A 20,327-nucleotide genomic window follows, 5' to 3' on the forward strand; every position below is an offset into this window, starting at 1 on the left:
GCTCATGAAACAGATACAGGCCATATACCGTGAAGAAGGCAAGCTGTCTGATCTTCCCTCACAGGAGCGGCTCGTGCAGCGTCAGCTGGTGGTCAAACCTCTGGTGGATGCTTTCTTCGTGTACCTGAAACAGAATGAGCCCAGGATCCCCAAAAGCGGGAAAATGAAAGAAGCATTTACTTATGCCCTGAATCAGGAACGCTACCTGAAAGTGTTTCTGGAAGATGGCGATGTCCCAATGGATAATAATGCCAGCGAGCGTGCAATCCGTGGATTCTGTATTGGGAAGAAAAACTGGGAGATGATCGATACGGTCAATGGTGCAACCAGCTCAGCAATCATCTACAGCATAGCAGAGACCGCAAAGGCTAATAACCTGAAACCATTTGAGTATTTCGAGTATCTCCTTACAGAGATCCTAAAACATGAAAATGATACAGGTAACGGTTTTCTGAAAGATCTTCTGCCCTGGTCAGAAGCACTGCCTGAGCACATCCGGAAGCCCAAAACTTCAAAATGATAAATAGTATGGCCGCAAAAGCGGTCTAATATTTGTCAAGGCACTTACGTTTTACCGTTTACGATTGGATGGCAATCAGCAACATCCTGAAAGATATTCGTATAGAGCGAAATCTTATTCAAGAAGACCTAGCAGAAGCAACTGGCTCCTGCAGCCGCACCATCGGCAGAATTGAACGAGGGGAACGAAATCCCTCATTGGAGATGGCAATCCGACTAGCCCATTATCTGAATATGGGCGTGGAAGAGATTTTTAAATTGGACGATGACACTTCTTGTCAAGAAAAACCCGAGGAATGAATCCCCGGTTTTTTATATCTACGTTGAAAAATTCAAATCACCAAACCGGAGTTTCACTGTGCTTCTTTCAGTAAATCTTCCGGTGTCATATTAAAAAGTTTTGCCAATGCCATAAGGTTCGTCGTACTTGGATCAGACAGCCCACTCTCCCATTTGGAAACTGCCTGTCTGCTCACACCTAATGTCTCCGCTACAAATTCTTGAGTCATCTTGCATTCCGTTCGATGTCTTTTCAAAACTTCTCCAAGTGATTTTGCGCTTTCTGCCTTTTCCTTTCTTACTGGTTCAGATTTAATATACTTTTTCAATGCTTTTATCAGCAAAAAAACTAAATAGACCAGCATCGCACAGATTGCAAGTAATAAAACTATATTGATGGCTAAATTTATGGTTACTATATTCATTTAAGCACCCTCCTTTCTTGCAATCAGTATAACAATTATGTATTAGTTGCTCTACCAACTATTACGCAACTTTTCGGTTGCTAAGCGTTTTTGATCCGCAATTAGTGATTTTTTAGAACTGAAAAAATGAAATTTTCTGTTAGTTACAAATTTAAACTTACGAATATTTACCTAAAATTCTTTTATAGTTCCGATATACGAGATAAATACCTAGTGTACAGTCGAAGCATATCATGGCAACACCTATATAAGGAGAAACCATAAATCCAATTCCCGAAATTAAAAATGCAATGGCACACCTTTTGTACAATAACGCCATTTTTTTGTTATATTCAACTACATTCTTTACCTTCGATTTTAATGTTGTATCTCCACTCCAAAAATTAATGGGTTCTCTACTATTTTTATTGTAGACAGAAATAATTAGAAATGGAAAAGCACACATTAAACAAGATACAAGTCCAATAATTTTTCCTACCATAATGATTTCCTCAGTAGAATTCAAATTCGTCTCTCAGATAAACACACCGACTTACCGAAATTTTCATGTGCTCAACAAATTGAACTTGCCGCTCTACACGATTCCCCAATAAATGAAAAGCTGTCACTCTATTATTTTGTATCCAGCGTTTTTAAGTGCTTTTATCACTTTTTCGTAATTTTCCTTTTTTGTCAAAAAATAGTCCGTATTGTAAGTAGATACTGCAAAAATTGGAATGCTATGATCTGCTAAAATCGCTGCAATTTTAGACAATATTCCAATCAATGAAAACTCCAAAACACCTTGAATTCAAAGCGCTTTCCAACCATCATCACGCTGAATTACATTTGGCGGGATTTCGCTTGTGATACAAACAAGAGATTTTTCCTCGTCTGTCTTTCCTATAAAGCTATACTCGGAATCTAAATCTACAAATGAATAATCTTCTACCTGACATACTGAAAATTCTTGATGAATTTTTAGATTTCCATAATAGTGCCTCCTCTAAATATAATTTGTCGCTGTCTCCATTATACCATTATATAATAGCCGTTCGCTTTAGGAAAGCTGCAGATTATCCGGCGTAGTGGAGCAGGACGATGTTCATGGCTTTCGGACCGCCATTGTGGGTTTTGCGATTGCCTTGCGGTAAATGAAAAGGGATATGATCGCGGTAATCGCTTCCGTGATCCAAAACGCATTCCAGACGCCAACTGCTCCGAAAAGCCTGCTGAGTAAAAACGCAACCGGAATGATAACCACTACATACCGGCAAAGGGAAATCAGTAATGAAGGAGTGCCTTTTCCAAGTCCCTCCAATGCGCCGGAAGATGTAACGGAAACCGCAGAAACGATAAACCCAGCACCGATGATACGCAGAGCCGTTTCCCCGGCTTGAATCGTCGCTTCTGTGTGGGTAAACAGCCCCATAAGCTGACCGGGGATCAAAAGGCATATCACTGTTCCAAGTACCATAATGATACCGCTCATGCACAAGACAATCTTATAAATCTGACTGACCCTTTTGTTCTCGCCCGCGCCGTAGTTATAGCCGATCAGGGGGCGCATCCCCTGCACAATGCCATTCGCCGGCAGATAGATGAAAGTCTGTAATTTGTAATAGATTCCCAAAACCAAAATATACACTTCGGAATATGCTGCTAAAATAGCATTGAGCGCCGAAATCAAAAGAGACGGAAGCGCAAGATTCAAGGTGGCAGGAATGCCGATTGAATATAGCTTCAATACCATTCCTTTGCCGGGCAGAATGTGCTGCCTGCGAATATGTACGCGGATTGGTCGCCCAAAATAAACGACCAGATAAATCGCCAGCGTCAGAGCTTGCCCGATGCCGGTTGCCAGCGCAGCGCCTTCGATTCCCATTGCCCGGAATGGGCCATAGCCAAAAATCAGAACGGGGTCTAAGACAATGTTTGTGATGCACCCGCACATCAGGCTTATCATGGTTGTTTTCATGTTTCCTACTGCCTGGAATATTTTCTCGAATGTTACACCAACAATAATAATCAATGTAAAAGCGAACGCAACAACAGAATAGCGGATGCCAAGTTCAATCACTGTCTCGGATGAAGTGAACATTCCTAAAAAAGCCGGCATCATTGCGATACAGCAGACTGTCATGACAACGCCATGAATCACGGCAAGCACAAGTCCCTGCGTTGCAGCCTGATCCGCTTTCCTGTTATCTCCAGCGCCCAGATAGAAGGCGATGACTGCGTTGATTCCAACGCCAAATCCAATTCCTACAGCATTGATGAAATTTTGAACCGGATAAACCAGTGATAACGCAGTCATAGCTTCCTCGCTGATCTGCGAGACGAAAAAGCTGTCGATAATGTTGTATAGAGAATTAACCAGCATGGATAAAACCATAGGCAGGGTCATGGATAAAATCAGCGGTAATACCGGTTTTTCTTTCATAAAAGTTTCATTCATTCGTGATTGCCTCCGGTGTTTCTTTTCTTGTCATAAAACAGATCGGATCTTTTCGGAAGCCAAAGGGTTCATAAAACCGTTCAGCCTCTTCCGTGATCAGCATTCCCATCAGGGAACGGTATGTGTCTTCTGCCGTAATCGCCTTTAGGAGAGAGGTGCCCACACCCCTGTGCCGGAAATCTGCATCCACAACAACATCACAAATATAATACTGGGTGGCATAGTCCGTTATCACTCTTGCAAATCCGATTTGTTTTCCGTCGGCGGTATAGGCTCCATAGCAGATAGAGTGTTTCCATGACTCCATAATTGCTTCTTTCTTTCTGTTGCATGCCCATACGGTCTGTGATAGAAGGCGAAGTACGGTTTCTGTTTGCAGGGCCTCCAACCCTTTTTTAATATGTATTTCCATATCGTCTCTCCTTTTCCTTTTCTTACTGTGTTTTTGTACCGCTACAAAGCGTTTCTTTTTTTCTGCCTGCTCGGAAGATCAGAAGTGCCAGAACGAATGTTGCCGTTTCTGTGACAGGGAAGGACAGCCAGAACCCTGTAATCTTCAGGAGTTTTTCCAGGCCCCACATGAATGGAATGAGCAGCAGAAACTGCCGCAGCAGCTGGATCAGCATACTTGGAAAGACCTGTTCTGTTGCCTGAAGATAGGTGGAGATCATGGTAGACCATCCGCAGAACAGGTAGCTGACTGCCATAATCCGCATAGCGGATATTCCAAAGGAGCGCATGGCTTCCGACGCCGTAAATAATCCCAAAAGCTGCGCCGGAAAGAGGATGACGGTCAATGTTCCCAGTATCATCATACCGGAGACCAAAGCGGTTCCGTAGCGGAAAGCGGAGTGCAGCCTATCTCTATTTCCCGCACCGAAGTTAAACCGCATAATAGGCAAACAGCCCTGGATCAAGCCGTTTACCGTCATAACGATCAACTGCTGCACCTTAAAATACGCACCGAAGAAAGCGATTGCCGTATCGGAATAGGCGACCAGAAAAAAGTTTACAAAAGTCACCATAAAAGAACTAAGGGCATTCATAATGAAAGACGGCAGTCCAAGGGCGAAAATACGGCCAATCAGCCACTTTTGCAAATGAAATCCTTTGATCTTTATCCGCACTTTCTGTTTTTTGCCCAGCAGCAAGGCAAATGCCAAAATCATGGATAACAAATAGCCCGCAACAGTAGCCACCGCAGCACCACGGATTCCCATAGCCGGAAAAACACCAATACCAAAAATTAGGAGTGGGTCGAATACAAAATTAACGACCACTCCTGCAATCTGGAAGCACATGGGAGCAACCATGTTCCCGGTAGCCTGTATCATCTTCTGGATTGCGATATGCGCCATGTTGGGAATTTGCATGAACGAACATACGCTCATATAGGCAATACTCAACTGATAAATTTCTTCATTATTGGTGAATGCCCCAAAGTAGGGTTTCATAATCAGTAATGACAGAAGATTGAGCAACGCACCAATTCCAAAGGCCAGTAACAATCCATGTGTGACGGTGGTATTTGCCTCATCCTGCTTTTTCTCCCCAAGATACCCTGCAATCAGTACATTCACGCCGACACCGATCCAGATAGACGCCGCATTCATCAGTGTTGTAATAGGGAATGACAGAGAAACAGCCGTTAGTGCAGTCTCACTCAACCGCGCTATAAACGCACTGTCTATCAGATTATAGGAATATTGCAGGAACATGGAGATTAGCGGCGGTATCGACATTTGCCAAATGAGCCTTCTAACAGGAGCAACCGCCATTTTATTATTGGTCTGCATACTTTCCCTCCTCTCCACAAATTGTCCGATGCAAAAAATGCGCCGGACAGCGGGACATTAAATCCGAACAATATAGTTTTGTTTGCGTGCTGCGGGCTGACCGGCTTTCTGGGCCGGATAACCCAATGCAATCGCCCCGACGCCACGCAAGGTTTCCGGCAGCTTCCACTCCCGCAGGAGAGCCTTGCCGCTTTCACTATCAAAAATCTCACGTTCCCGATGTACCCATACGGTTCCCATGCCAAGGGCATGGGCAGCGAGCATCATATTTTCAAGGACGCAGCTTCCGTCCTCAACAAAGGTGCTTGCGGAGCCATCTGCCAAAACCAGGATCACGACAGGTGCGCCATAATAAGGATCTGTGTTGCTCCCCATCACTTCTGCGTTTAGTTTTGCAATCTCCTGCCTATATTTGGGGGTCTGTAATTGCAATGATGGTTGGAGATTGATGTCCTCCGCCGGTAGGAGCGTAAGTCCCTGCTTCCAGTACAGCGTCCAAAGCCTCGGAAGGGACAGGTTCCGATTTGTAAGCCCGTACACTACGGCGCGTCTTGATAAGAGACAAAAAATTATTTTCCATACAGATATAGTCCCCCATTCTGCTAACACTTCCGAGATACGAGCAACAAAAAAGCCACACAACTATCACAAGATAGCCGTGTGGCAAAAAGATGACCGAATCCGGAAAAGTCCACTAAATTTTTCGCTTATCATTATAGCGAACTTGAAGGAGACTGTCAAGCATCAATCATCACGCAAGGAAAGATAGAAAATATAGAATTACGTTATATTGCTCCATAATTTTGGCTTTTATTGAATTCATCACTTGACATTGTGGCAAAGATTTTCCTGAGCTCAGGAAAATCGTCTTCAACCGAATGTCCACTATTTTCACACACTATCATTACACGTTTAATTACATTTTGAATATTTTCCCATTTTGTATATTCTAATGACGGTGCAAGTTCTCTAGCAGACTAAAACTCAGTTCCGTCTACTCTGATTTGCTTTATATCCTCAAAGCGTTTATATTCTCTTGCTTTCAATTCTTTCACTATGGATACCTCCAATCTTCTTCATATATACTCAAGATTACACATAGTAACTCATGCATAAATTCAAATTTCTTTTTCACACAAAAAATATTAATTTATTAATCTCTTCCAAAGAAAACCCGAAGAGTTTCCACAAGTTTATCTGGTGCTTCTATATTTATTTCATGTCCTGCTCCATTAAACACTTGAAGTTCAGCATCAATCAACATATTTGCAAGTTCTATAGAGGCATTTTTGTTCGCACGGTCTTTTTCACCGTAAATTACTAATGTAGGGCATGAAACCTTATATATCGAATCACTAAAATCCAATTCCATCATTGTATTACATAGCTTGAGAAAATCCGATTTCCCAAACCCCATTTGTTGAAACATAGATTTTGGCATAAACCGAAATATCGTATTTTGGGCTTTTAATAATATCTTAGGCATTTTGTATTGTGTTGCAATCAAGACCAATACCTTTATTTTTCCTGGATGTTCTATAGCATAATTAAGAGCCAATACACCACCCAATGATAAGCCACAAAGGCATAGATCTTCCTCTATTTCATCGCACATAGCCGAAAAAGCAGCATAAAGATTTTGATACGTCGTATCCTGACCTTGAACAAGTTCTGACAAATCAGGGCACATACTATGCTCAGCAGTCTCTAATTGTTCTATTACTTTACTCCAGCTGTCTGGGTTCTGTCCCAGCCCGTGTAAATATATTTGTTTCATGTTGTTACTCCTGCATATTTTGACTCATCTTTCTAATCCAATAATCATGAATTACAATTTCCATCTGATTATGTAGGCAAATTCTCATCACCCCAGGCTTTCATGCAATCAAGAACAGATAAGAAGCTCTCTCCAAGTTCCGTCAAGGTATACTCCACCCGTGGAGGTACTTCACAAAAGTCATGGCGAAGAATGAAACCATCTGTTTCCAGCTCCCGGAGCTGCTTTGTAAGAGAACTTTCAGTAATTTCTCCAATCTGACGGCGAAGTTGCCCAAATCGCCTGATATCACACTTGCCTATATACCAGAGAAGCTCAATCTTATATTTTCCACCCAACAGCTTCTGCACAGTTGAAATCGTTTTGCACCGGCTAACTGCTGATTCTGATTTTCTCATTTACCTCATCCCCTTTTCTTTTTGATCATACTCTATTTTGCATCAAAATAAAAGGTACTTCAATAAAGTACAGTACTTCTATTTTCAGAGTGTTTTGCTATAATGATGCCAACGGGACAGTCATGTACAGGTTTGCCTCGTTACCTGTGCATAATTCATTTAATAAGAGGTGTTTATCATGCATTACACAGGCACAATCTGGCGTCCACCCTATGAAGCAGACTCACTGCTTTTAGAAGTAACTGCAGGCTGCACTCATCACAGGTGTAAATTCTGCACACTGTACAGTGATTTACCATTCAAATTCAGAATGTCGCCCATGGAAGATATCGAAAGTGATCTTCTAGAGGTGCAGGTTTTACGCTATAATCCCACTTCGATGATGACGGCAAAACTTCAAGGCTTGCCACGCCCAAAACCTATCAAACGTGTTTTCTTAACCGGTGCAAATCCATTTGTTCTGACAACAGGGAAACTACTGGAAATTGCGGCACTTATTCGGAAGTATCTGCCTTCTGTCGAAACAATCGGCTGCTTTGCCCGTATTACAGATTCTGTAAATAAGACAGATGAAGATCTGATTTTGCTTCGACAGGCAGGCTATGATGGGTTGACCATCGGGGTTGAAACCGGAGATGACACAGCATTATCTTTTATGCAGAAAGGTTATACTTCGCAGGATATCCTGACTCAATGCAAAAGATTAGAACAGGCAAAAATTGAGTATGGCTTTTTCTATCTGACCAGTATTTCCGGTAAGGGAAAAGGTGAAACAGGTGCAAAAGCATCCGCAGATGTCTTCAATCAGCTGCATCCGTTCCTAATTGGCCCAAATATGCTGACGATTTATCCTGAATCCAAGCTGTATCAGGAAATCCAAAACGGAAACTGGGAAGAAGAAAGTGAGATTGAAAAATACAGGGAACTCCGAACCCTTGTGGAAAATTTAAATATTTCAACATACTTTGCCGCAATGGGAGCCTCCAACGCCTTTCAACTCAGAGGACGCTTGCCAGAGGATAAAGAACAATTACTGGAAACACTTGACAGAATCATATATGAGGTCAGGGAAGAAGATCTTCGTCATTACAGGAAAAACCTCCCGCATTTGTAATAGAACATATTTTCGGACTATATGCACACACCCTGCAGTATCACAAAAATACTGCAGGGTAACTTCAGAATTTATACTGCAAGTCTCATATTTATTGCTCACTTATTTCTATAGCATTCTTTCGCTTTTTATTAAGAACATAAGTCTGATACAGTATCAATATGTAAATACAAATCTTTAATAACAATCCCAGCGTTGTATTCATTGACACATACTGACCTGCATAACGAATCATTTCATAATTTGCTAATATAATCCGAACTATTCCCCATATACATGCAATCGAAATCAATATAGGCAATGACTTATTATTTTTCGCACTGACAAAATACAAAAATGATGCTATAGCACCTAACATATTCGGGATGATTAACATCACAGCAAGTGAAATTAATTGCCAGGTTGCACCTCTTGAAATATTATCGGATCCGGTTATGCACATAGCTATAAAATAGGCTGAAATTACAATTCCCATTCTCTTTGGTGATAATGTTCCTCTTATAGCATGAATTAAACCATAAACAAAAAACGCTATTTGAAGAATAAGTCCCAAAACATTAATTGCAATAACCTGAATATCACTATAATCAATTGCTCCTGATTGCAGTGGAAATCGAATAATAATATCCACTACTGTTACCGTAAAAGAAAATACTATGAATGCATATAAAGCAATCATTATACTATTTGCCAATTTGTTTTCAATAACCGGATTTCTTTCTACTAATTTTGTCATTTCCTTTCCAGATAAAAGGTCATCAAGACTTACTTCTAAGATCTGAGATATTTTCTTTGTGGTAAGCAGATCGGGATATCTGTCTCCACATTCCCATCTGGAAACTGACTGCCTCGTTACATATAATTGTTCTGCAAGAGACTGTTGTGTCATTCCTTTTGCTTCCCTTGCTTTTCTTAGTTGTTCGCCAAATTCGACCATATCAAATCTGCTCCTTTCATTTTTTCTCATCTGCAGATGTGATTTTAGTATCACCTATAGAAGAAACAACATCAAGCACCACCTGTAAATACCTTGTCACCATTATGGTGCATATGGAAAAATCAAGTGTTTATGCATTTTCATCTCAATGATCTTCAAATTATACCTCAGCCACACTAATACTTTTGACTTCCCATCTAACGATGCCATTCCATCATGTATTCTTCCTCTGATGTACTTTCATCTATTTCCTGATTTTTAATTTGAAATCCATAATGCTGGTAAAATGACACTGCTCTCATATTCTTCTTATAAACATTCAAACGCAAATTATCTCGTGACTTCATAACGGTATGAAGCAGTCCCGTCCCGACACCTTTCGATTGTTCCGCTGCTCTTACAAAAATCCCTGCAATATAGGTATCAATCAAACCGATAAATCCTCTGATCTGTCCATTTTCTTCTGACACCAATACTTCAGCTTTTGGAATCATTTCTCTAACCATTTCATAATTATTTTTCCAATAATCTGCCTCTATAAAAGAATGTGACTCCATATTGACCTGAAGCCATATGGACATTACCTGATTCAAATCCTTATTTTCAAATCTTCTTATCATTTCCGCAATCCATCAATCAAATCATAACTCATATCCAGAAAATCCAATATTTTAGATTCTCCTACTGTTCCATCCAGCAAAATCGTAATCCAATGCTGCTTACTCATGTGATAGCCAGGCAGGAAACCATAGGTCTGGATAATCATTCCTGTCATTTCCGGATCACATTTCACATCTATAATTTCCACGGTACCGTCTCCATCCAATCCAAGTTTGGATCTCTCAACATTCATGATCACTGCATACCATTTTCCTTTTTTGTGGCGAAGTACCGCACTGTCCGGTGAACTGCTCCATAAGTATTCTGGAATTGTTCCATACTGCGTCTTCACATATTCAAAGATTTCTTCTCTATCCACTCTTTTTTCACCTCTGGATGTTCTCGTATCTTGACAATAATCATACCACATTTTCATGAGCTGCACTACCTGTTCAGTTTCTCAAATTCTTTTGCAATTCTCTATTTTACCTGAATTTATCTATTAGAGGGTAGAACAGCAAGGACAGGAAGTGTATATACACTTCCGCAAAAATGGCAATTTAGGGAACCCTGCCCTAAATTGAAAACCCCGAAGCACTCCAAAACCGAATTACGTACAGAAGGAGAAAATAGACATGTCAAACAGAAAAAGAAACATCCAAATATTATTTTGTGTTACTCCAGAGGAAAAGAAGCTGATCCGCCAAAAGATGATTCTCTCAAAGACCAGAAACATGGGAGCCTATCTTAGGAAAATGGCTATCGACGGCTATATCATCAACACCGACACAGCCCCAATCAAGCAGGTGTACGAAGAGATGCACAAAATCGGTGTAAACATCAATCAGATTGCAAAAAAGGTAAACACCACTGGTGATTTGTACCCGGAAGAAATGGAAGAATTGAAAAGGATGGTAAGCGAGATATGGCGTATATTAAAATCTTCCCCATTAAAGTAACTGACAAAAAAGCACTGGACTATATTATGAATCCGGACAAAACCGAAGAGAAATTACTGATTTCCAGTTTCGCCTGTTCCCCAGAATCTGCTGATCTGGAATTTGCTTTCACCAGAGAAGAAGGTAAAAAGAATGTGATGGACAAAGGCAGCAATCTGGCATTTCATTTAATTCAATCTTTCAAGCCTGGAGAGGTTGACGCTGAAACTGCACATAAGCTCGGCAAAGAATTTGCTGACGAAGTACTAAAAGGGAAATATGAATATGTCATCAGTACCCACGTTGACCAGGACCATATTCATAACCATATCATTTTTAATGCTACCAGCTTTGTTGACCATCATAAATATGTCTCCAACAAACGCAGCTATCATAAAATCTGCCGGATCAGCAACCGTATTTGTCAGGAAAACGGTCTTGTCACCAGTATGCCAACCGGCGAAAAAGGGAAATCTTATAAAGAAAATATGGAATACCATCGTGGAAACAGCTGGAAAGCAAAGTTAAAAGTCACTGTAGATAAAGCGATCTGGTCTTCCATCAACTATGATGAGTTTCTTCAAAAAATGAAGCTTGCCGGATATGAGATCCGTCAGGGAAAGAACCTGGCTTTCCGGGCACCGGAGCAAAAAAACTTTACAAATATGAAATCTCTGGGTAGCTATTACACAGAAGAAAATGTATTACTCCGCCTTGAGAAAAACCGGCATAAAACAAAATCTCCACGTAACGTCCCCAGAGAAGTACAGCTTTTTATCAATATCTCATCTTATGTAAGTACAGGCAATCGTGCCGGATTTGAACGGTGGGCACAACTCAATAATCTGAAAGAAGCCGCCCGTACCTTTAACTATCTGTCCGAAAACAATTTGCTGAATTACGAAGACTTCCAACAGCATATTTCGGATATAAAAAATTCTCTCGCTATAACAGAACAAAAAATCTCTGACTTAAGCTCCGAGATATCTCGCCAGGAACTCATTCAGAAGCATTGTTCTTCTTACCGTGCCTGCAGAAAAATTGTGGAAGAAGGTAAAACAGCTCCTGACCTCCAGAAATATAAATCCAAACACCATGCAGAATATAAGTTGCACGATACCCTAAAACAGCAATTACAGAATCTGGGGGTAACCAAATTACCGGCTCCTGAACGGATTCAGAATAAAATTGATTCTCTTAAAAAGGAATGCTCCAAAGTTCAGAACGAAAAAAAAGAATTGGAAGAACGTAAATCTACCCTTGACGTCATTACTGCAAATATAGACACTCTTCTTTCGTATAATATGCTCTGTGTAAATAAACCTCATCAACAATACGATTTGTAATTTTCTCTACTATAAATGACTTAGGAAAGTTCTAAGTCATTTTACATACTTATCCCACAAACCGATTTTCGCTCCCAACCACCGTCAGGTTCATATCGGGATTCTTCAACTTTCTCTTGAGTTGGCAGATAATATTATAAAACACATATCCACCGCCCCATCTCTCCTTGCCAGACAGCCTTATAAAATAGTCCAGAAGAAAGCACCCAACCGGGATACTGCGTCAATAGGCATAGAGCATCAAATTCTTTGGGATACAAACTGATTTCTTCTTCGGCTAATGTAATCATACAGCACTGTGGATCAATGACAAGACTTCCACGTTGGATGACGGGCTGCCGTTCTATATTCATTTGTAGAAGCACTTACCTCTACCTCCTTACGCATTGAGTTAAGCAAATTACTCCCGATGATATTTGATAAATCCGAGCAAATCGGTTCGTCAATTCATACCCATATGCTTTATTCTCCTTTAATGCGTTCAGAAGCAGTAGTTCCAGCAACCGCCCATTTACCTTAATTAAATTCATTAGTAAACTACCACAGTGCCGCTGTCACTATTCACGGTCAAACTGTAATCGCCATTACCAATCTTTCCCTGCTTACACGCAGAAGTTTCCGTTGTATAAGAAGCACCGTCCAAGCTTACAGAAACATCATCTGAACCGGATGAGATTTTAAAGGAAAGATTTTGTGGCTGTGTTTTATATGAGATACCTATATCCCCGGAACTCGTAGAAATTCCCGCATTTGTCTGTTCTGCCAAACCGGATATATTCACTTCTCCTGATTTCGTTGCAATCGAAATATTCTCTGACACAGTATTTTTCAATGTTACATAGCCAGATGATGTGTCAATCTGGAAATCCGTAATGTTGCCATTGGACATTTTCACATCCCCGGATGAAGATGAGATTTCAAGTGCCTCCGCTGTCACATTATTCAGCTCAGCATAACCGGAAGAATTATCAATAGTGATCTTTGAAGCAACAAGGCTGTCTATTTCCATATCCCCGGAACCGTTCTTAATCGTAACTGCTCCCTTCAGAGCATCGGGAATATATACAGTTACTTCACCTTCTTTGCCAAGGGAGAACTGACTCACAGCATTTTCTTCACTGTTCGTCTGCACAATATCCAACACGCCATCCTGTACATCAATCATTGGCGCTTTCGCTCCTTTTTCTGTTCCGCCATCCAAGCTGACATGGACATCTTCATCTGAGGAAGTCATGATTTTAAGCTGCCAGGAGTCAATTTGCATGTTGATAGCGGATATGCTTTCAGTATCGTATATTTCTGAAAGACTGACCTTCTCCTTTTGTCCGCATCCGTATAAACAGGATACTGCCAGCAGGCTCATACACAATAATATTTTTATTTTCATAGGAACTTCCCGCTACATCAAATCTTTGGTTTCCGCATTGTATACTGACAGTACTGCAAATACCAAAGATACCAAAGTCAGGATCACCGGGAAAACCAGATTATTCTTCATCGTAAAATCACCTATATTCGCCTGTGTCAAAAAGATTAGCAGGAAAGACGAAATAATCGTTGCTTTTGAAGACTTCATAGCAAGACCAATGAATAGTGCAATAAAACTCATGCTTACGATTACCACTGACTTTAGGATAAGCTGCACATAAAACGACAGACTTGCCATGTTAAAATCAAGCGGGAACGCAGATGTCATAAAATGGGAACCTGCCAGAACGCATCCATAAATCAGCACTTTTGTCAGAACCAATGCAATAAAGTTAAAAATCCATACTGCCAGCATCTGGGAGACCAATATCTTCTGCCGCTTGATCGGATAGGAAAACATCAGGTTCATCGTTTTGTTTTTATATGCCGTGACAATAAAGGATGCCAGCATCACGCTTGTAAAAATCAGAAAGGACATACTGGTAAACAGTTCAATGGAGGATGAAATCATTTCATTCCCCGGCGCCGCATCCGGCACCCCCGTATCCGGATCATTGGCAATTCCGAAATAAGCCAGTGCAAAAATGAAAAGGCAAAGGAGCCCCGCAAGAATCACCGCATTACGGACATATTTTCCGATATTGTTCTTTTTCCATTCGAGTTTGATTAACTTTAACATTGCTACTACACCTCCGCCGTCATTTTCAGGAAATAGTCTTCCAGAGTCTCTGCTTTTTTACCAATGGCAACAATCTCTACATCATTCAGTGCCAGAACCTTTGACAATTCCTGTGTGGATATATGATGGTCATAAATCCGGATCTTTCCATCCTCCACAATTTTAAAATTGTCAAGACCCATCTTATCAGCCAACACATAGGAAGCCTTCTTTGTATTGATAACGCTTAATTCAATGTAGGCAAGGCTCATTTCTGATATTTCTTTCATGGTAACTTCTTTCATAAGCACGCCATGATTGATGACGCCAATTGTATCCGCAATGCTCTCAATCTCCGAAAGAATGTGGCTGGATACAACAATTGTGATACCGTATTCCGTACAAAGCATTTTCAATAAATCCCGGATCTGCTTCATACCCGCCGGATCAAGTCCATTTGTCGGCTCATCCAGAATGAGCAATTCCGGCTTACTAAGTATGGCACGGGCAATCCCTAACCGCTGTTTCATACCTAATGAGTAGCTGCGTATCGGCTTTTTCCCTGCATCTGTCAGATTTAACATCTCCAGAGCATTCTCTATGCTTCCGGGATTGTAGTATCCCATGTACTCACAATGGAGGGCAAGGTTTTCTTTTCCACTTAAATGATCGTAAAAGGTCGGAAACTCAATGATGCTCCCCATCCGCTTCAGTACCCCATAAGAAGTCGGTGTAAGTTTTTGTCCAAACAGTTCAATGCTGCCCTCTGTCGGTTTCCATAGGTTCGTCAGCATCTTCATTACTGTGGTTTTGCCAGCACCGTTGGGACCTAGAAAACCATAAATCTCGCCCCTCTTAACGTGCATGGACACATTGGTTACAAGATTTTTGCCGCCAATGGCTTTTGTAAGCCCATTTGTCTGTAAAATATATGGCATATTGTCTGCCTCCTTTCTGCTACCATTCTAGCGGCTAAGATTTTCAAAACTCTTGACTAATTCTTACGAATTTCTTTCTTGGAAATTTAATAAGCGAATCTCCCCAGTTTCACCGTAAAAGTAGTTTTTACGTTTGGCTCACTGTCAAGGATGATCTCCCCTCCAAGCTGGTGTGCGAGATTTTGTGCGATAGTCAGCCCCAGTCCGTTCCCCTGTATCTCCCGGTTTCTGGAATCCTCCATGGTAAACAACCGCTCAAACACATTCTGTGCAAACGCCTTATCAATCCCTTTTCCCTTATCCACCACATCAATATAGATGTATTTCTTATCTGACCGTAGGAATATTCCCATATACTTTCCATCGGTTCCATACCGTACAACATTGGAAATGAGATTAAACAAAATCCGCTGCAGGGCATCCTTGTTTCCCCGAACAAAGACCGCTTCTTCGGGAATATCAACCTCTACCCGAAATTCCTTCTGGGTCAACAGCTCATAAAAATCCAGCACATTCTCCCGGCAAACCTCACAGACATCAATCTTTGAAATCTCAATATCCGTATCCCCGGCCTCCAGCTTCGCCAGCGTGAAAAACTGGTTAATCAGTTCCATGACTCTCCGGGCTTTCTGCTCCACTTTCAAAAGCATTTCATTTTCCCCTGAACCGTTCAGCCGCATGATCTCCAGATATCCTAATATGACTGTCATAGGCGTTTTTATATCATGGGAAATATTAGACAACATCTTCTTTGAGGCAATCTCGGAACGCCGGAAATCCACCTTGACCTTTCTCTGGTTCTCCAGCAGACGGTTAATCTGCGCCGCTAAATCCATAAGAACCTTATTATCCGTAAAAACCATCACATTCTCATCACTGTCCGTATCCTGAATTTCCTCCAGCTTCTGACCGATTTTCTTTAATTTGCCCTGTGTTCCTGTCCGGAAAGCAAACTGCTGATACAAAACAATACAGATCAGCACTACAATACAAACAGACAGGAAAAAGATAATCGTTGCATCACTCATGATAAATCTCCTAACTTATACCCGATGCCCCATACGGTAATGACATATTTCGGAGTTCTTGGATTATCCTCAATCTTGTTTCTTAACCTGCTGATGTGGACATTGACCGCATTTTCATCTCCCAGATATGCGTCATTCCAGATCAGGGAATACATCTGCTCTTTGGTATATACCTTCTTTGGGTTCTGGAGGAGCAGTTTCAGTATTTCATACTCTTTTGCTGTCAGATCCACTTTCACATTCTTTTTTGTCACGGTATAATCCGTCAGGTTCATAACCAAATCTCCAATCACCAGCACTTCATTCTCCGGTTCTGCTGGTTTCGAGTATTGGGTGCTTCTTCGGATATTTGCCTTAATACGTGCTAACACTTCTGTCACAGAGAATGGTTTCGTAATATAATCGTCTGCCCCAAGTCCCAAACCGAGAGTCTTATCCGCATCCGTATCCTTTGCAGACACAATAATAATCGGAACTGTGCTGCTCTGCCGGATATGCTGCATGACTTCCATACCGCTGATTTTGGGAATCATCAAATCCAGCAAAACAAGGCTGTAAGAACCGTTGTCAAATTTCTCACATGCTTCTTTTCCATCCGCAGCACAGATTACCTCATAGTTTTCCGCCTTCAAGTAGTCTTTCAGCATCTGGCTTATTTCAATATCATCTTCCACTAATAATAATTTCACGGCTGCACCTCCATCGTTGTATTGTCTTTCCTCCGTTTATCTGCGGGTTTCTCTGCATCCTCTGGTAACAGCCATAAAGTTGATACTTTTACCGCACCTTTGATTCTGCCCGATGAACAATAATAATTTACCATTCGGGCCGTGATACCCCATTTTTCACTTGCTTCCTTAAGCGTCATATATCCATCCATGACTGGCCTCCTGATCTTGTACTGCCCTCTATTATATTTCTTATGCTCGAAATATACAAGTCGCATAGTACCATAGATCAGCAAGACTATCAACTCAAAGCGATGACTTGTTATAACAATTATCGCCTGAATTCTATCCAAACTACAAAACGCCCCAGAGCAGCATTTTATAATTGCTACTCCGGGACGTTACCTTATCCCACAAACTTATATCCTCGCCCAATAACCGTCTGAATCATATCCGGGTTCTTCAGCTTCCTCCTAAGCTGGCAAATCACATTATAGACCACATGCTCGCATCCAGTCACACCCTCCTTCCAAACGGCATCGTAAATCTGTTCCGGAGAAAGCACCCAACCGGGATACTGAGTCAATAGACAGAGGACATCGAATTCTTTAGGATACAGATTAATCTCCTCTCCGGCCTCCTTACTTGGCAACTTATATCTCTATACCTGTTACGGCTGGTTTTATTGCCCTGAGTGGTAACAAAAAGAAAGCTGATTGGAGCGCACACCAATAAACTAAATAAGGAAATCTAAAGTTGCCGTTGCAGGAACACCAATTCCCACAACGGCAGTTTTCATTTTTATGACCTGCGCTGAAGGTTTATGCTGGAGTTTTTTATCAGTGGAGTTTCTTGAACGGCTTTTCAAAAGGCTTCTTTCCTCTGTTGAGGGGCGCTTATATTTAAGTTGGAATTCCTTGCAGAATATCTCCGTGAATTGTTCACCCCTGTCCTCCGGCGATTGCATGACCTTTTGTACTTCCCGTATCAGTTCATCTGCGGTTGTTGTATCCGGCGCACTTTCACTATCATATTCGTGCGCCCTGCGTATATTGTGGAAAATGGGGTCACATCAAATGGAGGATAAGGCATCCTGCTGATCGTCCACACTCCGTACCTCCGCCAATTTGATTAGCTACAGCATACCACATGATAAGTTTATCGGTCTTTTCTTTAAATCCCGAACCCTTCTGCCCATATTTTCAGTTCTTCCGCACTTGCATCCGCAGGAAATCTCTTTCCTTCCTTTAATTTTGCTCCCGGACAGGAAACCGCCAGTTCCTTGTTTGTGTTTCCCATACCGCTGCTGCCCGAAGTTGCCAGAGGAATAATCATCTTTCCACTCAAGTCGTACTGCTCCAGAAACGTGTTCACAATAGTCGGGGCAACGTACCACCAGATAGGGAAGGCTGTGAAAATCACGGAATACTGCTCCATGTTCTCTACTTTGTTTGCAACAGCCGGTCGGAATGACTTATCATTCATTTCCACACTGCTGCGGCTCTTTTTATTCATCCAGTTCAGATCAGCATCCGTATATGGAACCTCCGGCTGAATCTCATGTAAATCTGCTCCGATAGCCTCTGCAAGCCGCTTCGCCAGTTTTGCTGTTACGCCGCTGGCACTGAAATACGCTACTAATACCTTGCTCATAATCAATACCTCACCTTTCCTGAAAATCATATTTTATCGCTGTGTTTTACCATAGAATACCATAAATCCGAGGCAAATGCACCCTATCGTTTTTTGAGTATGGGTAATCGTAAAAATGCACCCTCTGACAGCCAAGGGTGCATTGTATCAATTTATGGTACGCAAGCCAAATTGGGAATCCTACAAAAATCATATCATACTCCGACATATTATCTCTTTTATAAGCAATCTCCGGTCGGCAGCTTTCATTCCTCATTTTCACGCTACTTCTGGAACTTTTGTCCATCCAATCCAAGTTTTCTTTTGTGTAACCTGGTGTAGGTATAATAGCAAACAAATCCGCTCCGATGGAATCTGCCAAATTTTCTGCCACTCTCGCAGTTATACCTGTTGCTGAAAAATATGCTACCAGTTTTTTACTCATTTGTACCACTTTCCTTTTCACTCTGCTTCAATAATCCGATATGCTTCTGAAGTTAATGCCTTTACAGCACGTTTGTAATCTTTATCTTTTACCAAAATATAATCCGTATTAAATGTAGAAATTGCAAATAGTCCGACCTCATGTCTGGCCAATGCACCAGATATCTCCGATAAAATACCAATCAGAGAAAAATCCAATACTCCCTGTATGCGAAACGCTCTCCAGCCGTCACTCTGCTGTATCGTATTATCCGGTACATCCCCTGTACGGCATACCAGAGATTTTTCCTCATCGGTTTTCCCTATAAAACAATACTCCGCATCCAGATCGACTTGCGAATAGTCCTCCACCTGGCAGACACTAAATAAACCCGGAAGTACCAGCATTTCCGGCATCTCATCATCCCAGTTAGTTTCTTCCTCTTCTGTAAAAGAATAATTGCCCTCAGCCAGACGCTCAACCTTTTCTTCAAATGGAAGTTCCGGGTCAATTCCTATTTCTTCCCAAGTAGTACCATAAGGCGCTCCTCCAGACGTATACCCGGCAATAAATGCAAAGCGATCATCACAATCCTCATATATAGTTTCATACTTTTCACGGTTTTCTTTTTCTTTCTGTAATCGCTTTTGTTTTAATCGTTCTTCTTCTGCCCGTTTTATATTATCCAATTGTTCCTGCGAATAATTAACACCCAGTTCCTGTAAATCTTTTACTGCTGTCATAGAATCCACATGAAACCTTTCCCTGTAATGTTTTACCATGTGCTTCGGTGTGCCCTGATAGGTAAGCAGCCACTGTTTACCTTTTTGAAGGCGGCGGCGTTTTCGTTCTTCTTTATTCAATTTCCTTTTATTTGCCATCTGATATTCTCCAATCAATATTCTGTTTTTCACTCATTTCATACATATCCAGACGCATTATATCAAACTCCGGACAATATTGCATACATTGCTGTTTTCTTATC

At 41.3% G+C, this 20,327-nt stretch carries 26 protein-coding genes and 1 pseudogene; 5 read left to right on the forward strand and 22 right to left on the reverse strand.

Translation table 11 applies throughout. From position 1 onward, the window contains the following. Both EV212_RS10630 and EV212_RS10635 read left to right on the forward strand, forming a co-directional pair. Window positions 1–520 (forward strand): IS66 family transposase (locus EV212_RS10630; protein WP_132092998.1); only part of this gene is annotated, 520 nt, incomplete at its 5' end. 68 nt (window positions 521–588) lie between these two features. Then, window positions 589–819, forward strand: a complete 231-nt coding sequence (locus EV212_RS10635; protein ID WP_132093001.1) for a helix-turn-helix transcriptional regulator — start codon at window positions 589–591, stop codon at window positions 817–819. A gap of 53 nt (window positions 820–872) precedes the next feature. Here EV212_RS10635 and EV212_RS10640 read toward each other — a convergent pair whose 3' ends face one another. From EV212_RS10640 to EV212_RS10675, 9 genes and pseudogenes are all read right to left on the reverse strand, one after another. Further along, window positions 873–1,223: a helix-turn-helix domain-containing protein gene (locus tag EV212_RS10640; protein WP_132093004.1), complete on the reverse strand. Its 351-nt coding sequence runs from the start codon at window positions 1,221–1,223 to the stop codon at window positions 873–875. A gap of 604 nt (window positions 1,224–1,827) precedes the next feature. Further along, a pseudogene (locus EV212_RS13960) lies at window positions 1,828–2,181 on the reverse strand (ACT domain-containing protein). Between the two features lie 126 nt (window positions 2,182–2,307). Continuing rightward, the gene (locus tag EV212_RS10650; protein WP_132093007.1) at window positions 2,308–3,660 is read right to left on the reverse strand and encodes an MATE family efflux transporter; all 1,353 of its coding nucleotides are present in this window, start codon (window positions 3,658–3,660) and stop codon (window positions 2,308–2,310) included. Next, on the reverse strand, window positions 3,653–4,072 hold the full coding sequence (locus EV212_RS10655) for a GNAT family N-acetyltransferase (RefSeq protein ID WP_132093010.1): 420 nt from the start codon (window positions 4,070–4,072) through the stop codon (window positions 3,653–3,655). The genes EV212_RS10650 and EV212_RS10655 overlap by 8 nt, the downstream gene beginning before the upstream one ends. Before the next feature lie 22 nt (window positions 4,073–4,094). Beyond that, a complete protein-coding gene (locus EV212_RS10660) occupies window positions 4,095–5,456 on the reverse strand; it encodes an MATE family efflux transporter (RefSeq protein ID WP_132093013.1) in 1,362 nt (453 codons plus the stop codon). 57 nt (window positions 5,457–5,513) lie between these two features. Continuing rightward, window positions 5,514–5,831 carry a nitroreductase family protein gene (locus EV212_RS13815; protein WP_279221994.1) on the reverse strand — a complete coding sequence of 106 codons (318 nt, stop codon included), beginning with the start codon at window positions 5,829–5,831 and terminating at the stop codon, window positions 5,514–5,516. Window positions 5,832–5,862: 31 nt separating this feature from the next. Next, the gene (locus EV212_RS13965; RefSeq protein ID WP_306812263.1) at window positions 5,863–6,054 is read right to left on the reverse strand and encodes a nitroreductase family protein; all 192 of its coding nucleotides are present in this window, start codon (window positions 6,052–6,054) and stop codon (window positions 5,863–5,865) included. Window positions 6,055–6,609: 555 nt separating this feature from the next. Then, a complete protein-coding gene (locus EV212_RS10670; RefSeq protein WP_132093016.1) occupies window positions 6,610–7,233 on the reverse strand; it encodes an alpha/beta fold hydrolase in 624 nt (207 codons plus the stop codon). Window positions 7,234–7,301: 68 nt separating this feature from the next. After that, the gene (locus tag EV212_RS10675; protein ID WP_119201700.1) at window positions 7,302–7,631 is read right to left on the reverse strand and encodes a winged helix-turn-helix transcriptional regulator; all 330 of its coding nucleotides are present in this window, start codon (window positions 7,629–7,631) and stop codon (window positions 7,302–7,304) included. Between the two features lie 178 nt (window positions 7,632–7,809). Between EV212_RS10675 and EV212_RS10680 the strand changes: the two genes are divergently transcribed. Continuing rightward, window positions 7,810–8,745, forward strand: coding sequence for a radical SAM protein (locus EV212_RS10680; RefSeq protein WP_132093019.1), 936 nt, complete (start codon window positions 7,810–7,812; stop codon window positions 8,743–8,745). Window positions 8,746–8,836: 91 nt separating this feature from the next. Here the strand turns inward: EV212_RS10680 and EV212_RS10685 are convergent, their stop codons facing one another. From EV212_RS10685 to EV212_RS10695, 3 genes are all read right to left on the reverse strand, one after another. Beyond that, window positions 8,837–9,682 (reverse strand): helix-turn-helix domain-containing protein, encoded by an 846-nt coding sequence (locus EV212_RS10685; protein ID WP_165873360.1) that lies wholly within the window; start codon window positions 9,680–9,682, stop codon window positions 8,837–8,839. Between the two features lie 197 nt (window positions 9,683–9,879). Next, on the reverse strand, window positions 9,880–10,302 hold the full coding sequence (locus EV212_RS10690; RefSeq protein ID WP_132093025.1) for an N-acetyltransferase: 423 nt from the start codon (window positions 10,300–10,302) through the stop codon (window positions 9,880–9,882). Next, window positions 10,299–10,661 carry an MmcQ/YjbR family DNA-binding protein gene (locus EV212_RS10695; RefSeq protein WP_132093028.1) on the reverse strand — a complete coding sequence of 121 codons (363 nt, stop codon included), beginning with the start codon at window positions 10,659–10,661 and terminating at the stop codon, window positions 10,299–10,301. Before EV212_RS10695 ends, EV212_RS10690 begins: the two co-directional genes overlap by 4 nt. Before the next feature lie 256 nt (window positions 10,662–10,917). On the opposite strand from EV212_RS10695, the gene EV212_RS10700 reads away from it, so the two are divergent. Further along, window positions 10,918–11,241 (forward strand): MobC family plasmid mobilization relaxosome protein, encoded by a 324-nt coding sequence (locus EV212_RS10700; RefSeq protein ID WP_132093031.1) that lies wholly within the window; start codon window positions 10,918–10,920, stop codon window positions 11,239–11,241. After that, entirely contained in the window at window positions 11,208–12,566 is a 1,359-nt protein-coding gene (locus EV212_RS10705) for a relaxase/mobilization nuclease domain-containing protein (protein WP_132093034.1), read from the forward strand. The genes EV212_RS10700 and EV212_RS10705 overlap by 34 nt, the downstream gene beginning before the upstream one ends. A 529-nt stretch (window positions 12,567–13,095) precedes the next feature. On the opposite strand, the gene EV212_RS10715 is transcribed toward EV212_RS10705, so the two are convergent. From EV212_RS10715 to EV212_RS13970, 10 genes are all read right to left on the reverse strand, one after another. Beyond that, on the reverse strand, window positions 13,096–13,953 hold the full coding sequence (locus EV212_RS10715) for a DUF4097 family beta strand repeat-containing protein (RefSeq protein ID WP_132093037.1): 858 nt from the start codon (window positions 13,951–13,953) through the stop codon (window positions 13,096–13,098). Window positions 13,954–13,965: 12 nt separating this feature from the next. Then, a complete protein-coding gene (locus EV212_RS10720) occupies window positions 13,966–14,673 on the reverse strand; it encodes an ABC transporter permease (protein WP_132093040.1) in 708 nt (235 codons plus the stop codon). Window positions 14,674–14,678: 5 nt separating this feature from the next. Beyond that, the gene (locus EV212_RS10725) at window positions 14,679–15,590 is read right to left on the reverse strand and encodes an ABC transporter ATP-binding protein (RefSeq protein ID WP_132093043.1); all 912 of its coding nucleotides are present in this window, start codon (window positions 15,588–15,590) and stop codon (window positions 14,679–14,681) included. Between the two features lie 86 nt (window positions 15,591–15,676). Beyond that, a complete protein-coding gene (locus EV212_RS10730; RefSeq protein WP_132093046.1) occupies window positions 15,677–16,618 on the reverse strand; it encodes a sensor histidine kinase in 942 nt (313 codons plus the stop codon). Continuing rightward, window positions 16,615–17,307, reverse strand: a complete 693-nt coding sequence (locus tag EV212_RS10735) for a response regulator transcription factor (RefSeq protein ID WP_132093049.1) — start codon at window positions 17,305–17,307, stop codon at window positions 16,615–16,617. Before EV212_RS10735 ends, EV212_RS10730 begins: the two co-directional genes overlap by 4 nt. Next, entirely contained in the window at window positions 17,304–17,498 is a 195-nt protein-coding gene (locus EV212_RS10740) for a DNA-binding protein (protein WP_132093052.1), read from the reverse strand. Before EV212_RS10740 ends, EV212_RS10735 begins: the two co-directional genes overlap by 4 nt. A 194-nt stretch (window positions 17,499–17,692) precedes the next feature. Next, window positions 17,693–17,938 (reverse strand): winged helix-turn-helix domain-containing protein, encoded by a 246-nt coding sequence (locus tag EV212_RS10745; protein WP_132093055.1) that lies wholly within the window; start codon window positions 17,936–17,938, stop codon window positions 17,693–17,695. Between the two features lie 521 nt (window positions 17,939–18,459). Continuing rightward, window positions 18,460–18,939 carry a flavodoxin gene (locus EV212_RS10755; RefSeq protein ID WP_132093058.1) on the reverse strand — a complete coding sequence of 160 codons (480 nt, stop codon included), beginning with the start codon at window positions 18,937–18,939 and terminating at the stop codon, window positions 18,460–18,462. A 46-nt stretch (window positions 18,940–18,985) separates the two neighbouring features. Next, complete coding sequence (locus tag EV212_RS10760; protein WP_132093062.1) at window positions 18,986–19,363, reverse strand: flavodoxin; 378 nt, start codon at window positions 19,361–19,363, stop codon at window positions 18,986–18,988. A 17-nt stretch (window positions 19,364–19,380) separates the two neighbouring features. Next, window positions 19,381–19,758, reverse strand: a complete 378-nt coding sequence (locus EV212_RS13970) for an ACT domain-containing protein (RefSeq protein WP_334295615.1) — start codon at window positions 19,756–19,758, stop codon at window positions 19,381–19,383. Between the last annotated feature and the right edge of the window lie 569 nt (window positions 19,759–20,327).

The organism is Frisingicoccus caecimuris, assembly GCF_004340975.1.
Lineage (GTDB): Bacteria > Bacillota > Clostridia > Lachnospirales > Lachnospiraceae > Frisingicoccus > Frisingicoccus caecimuris.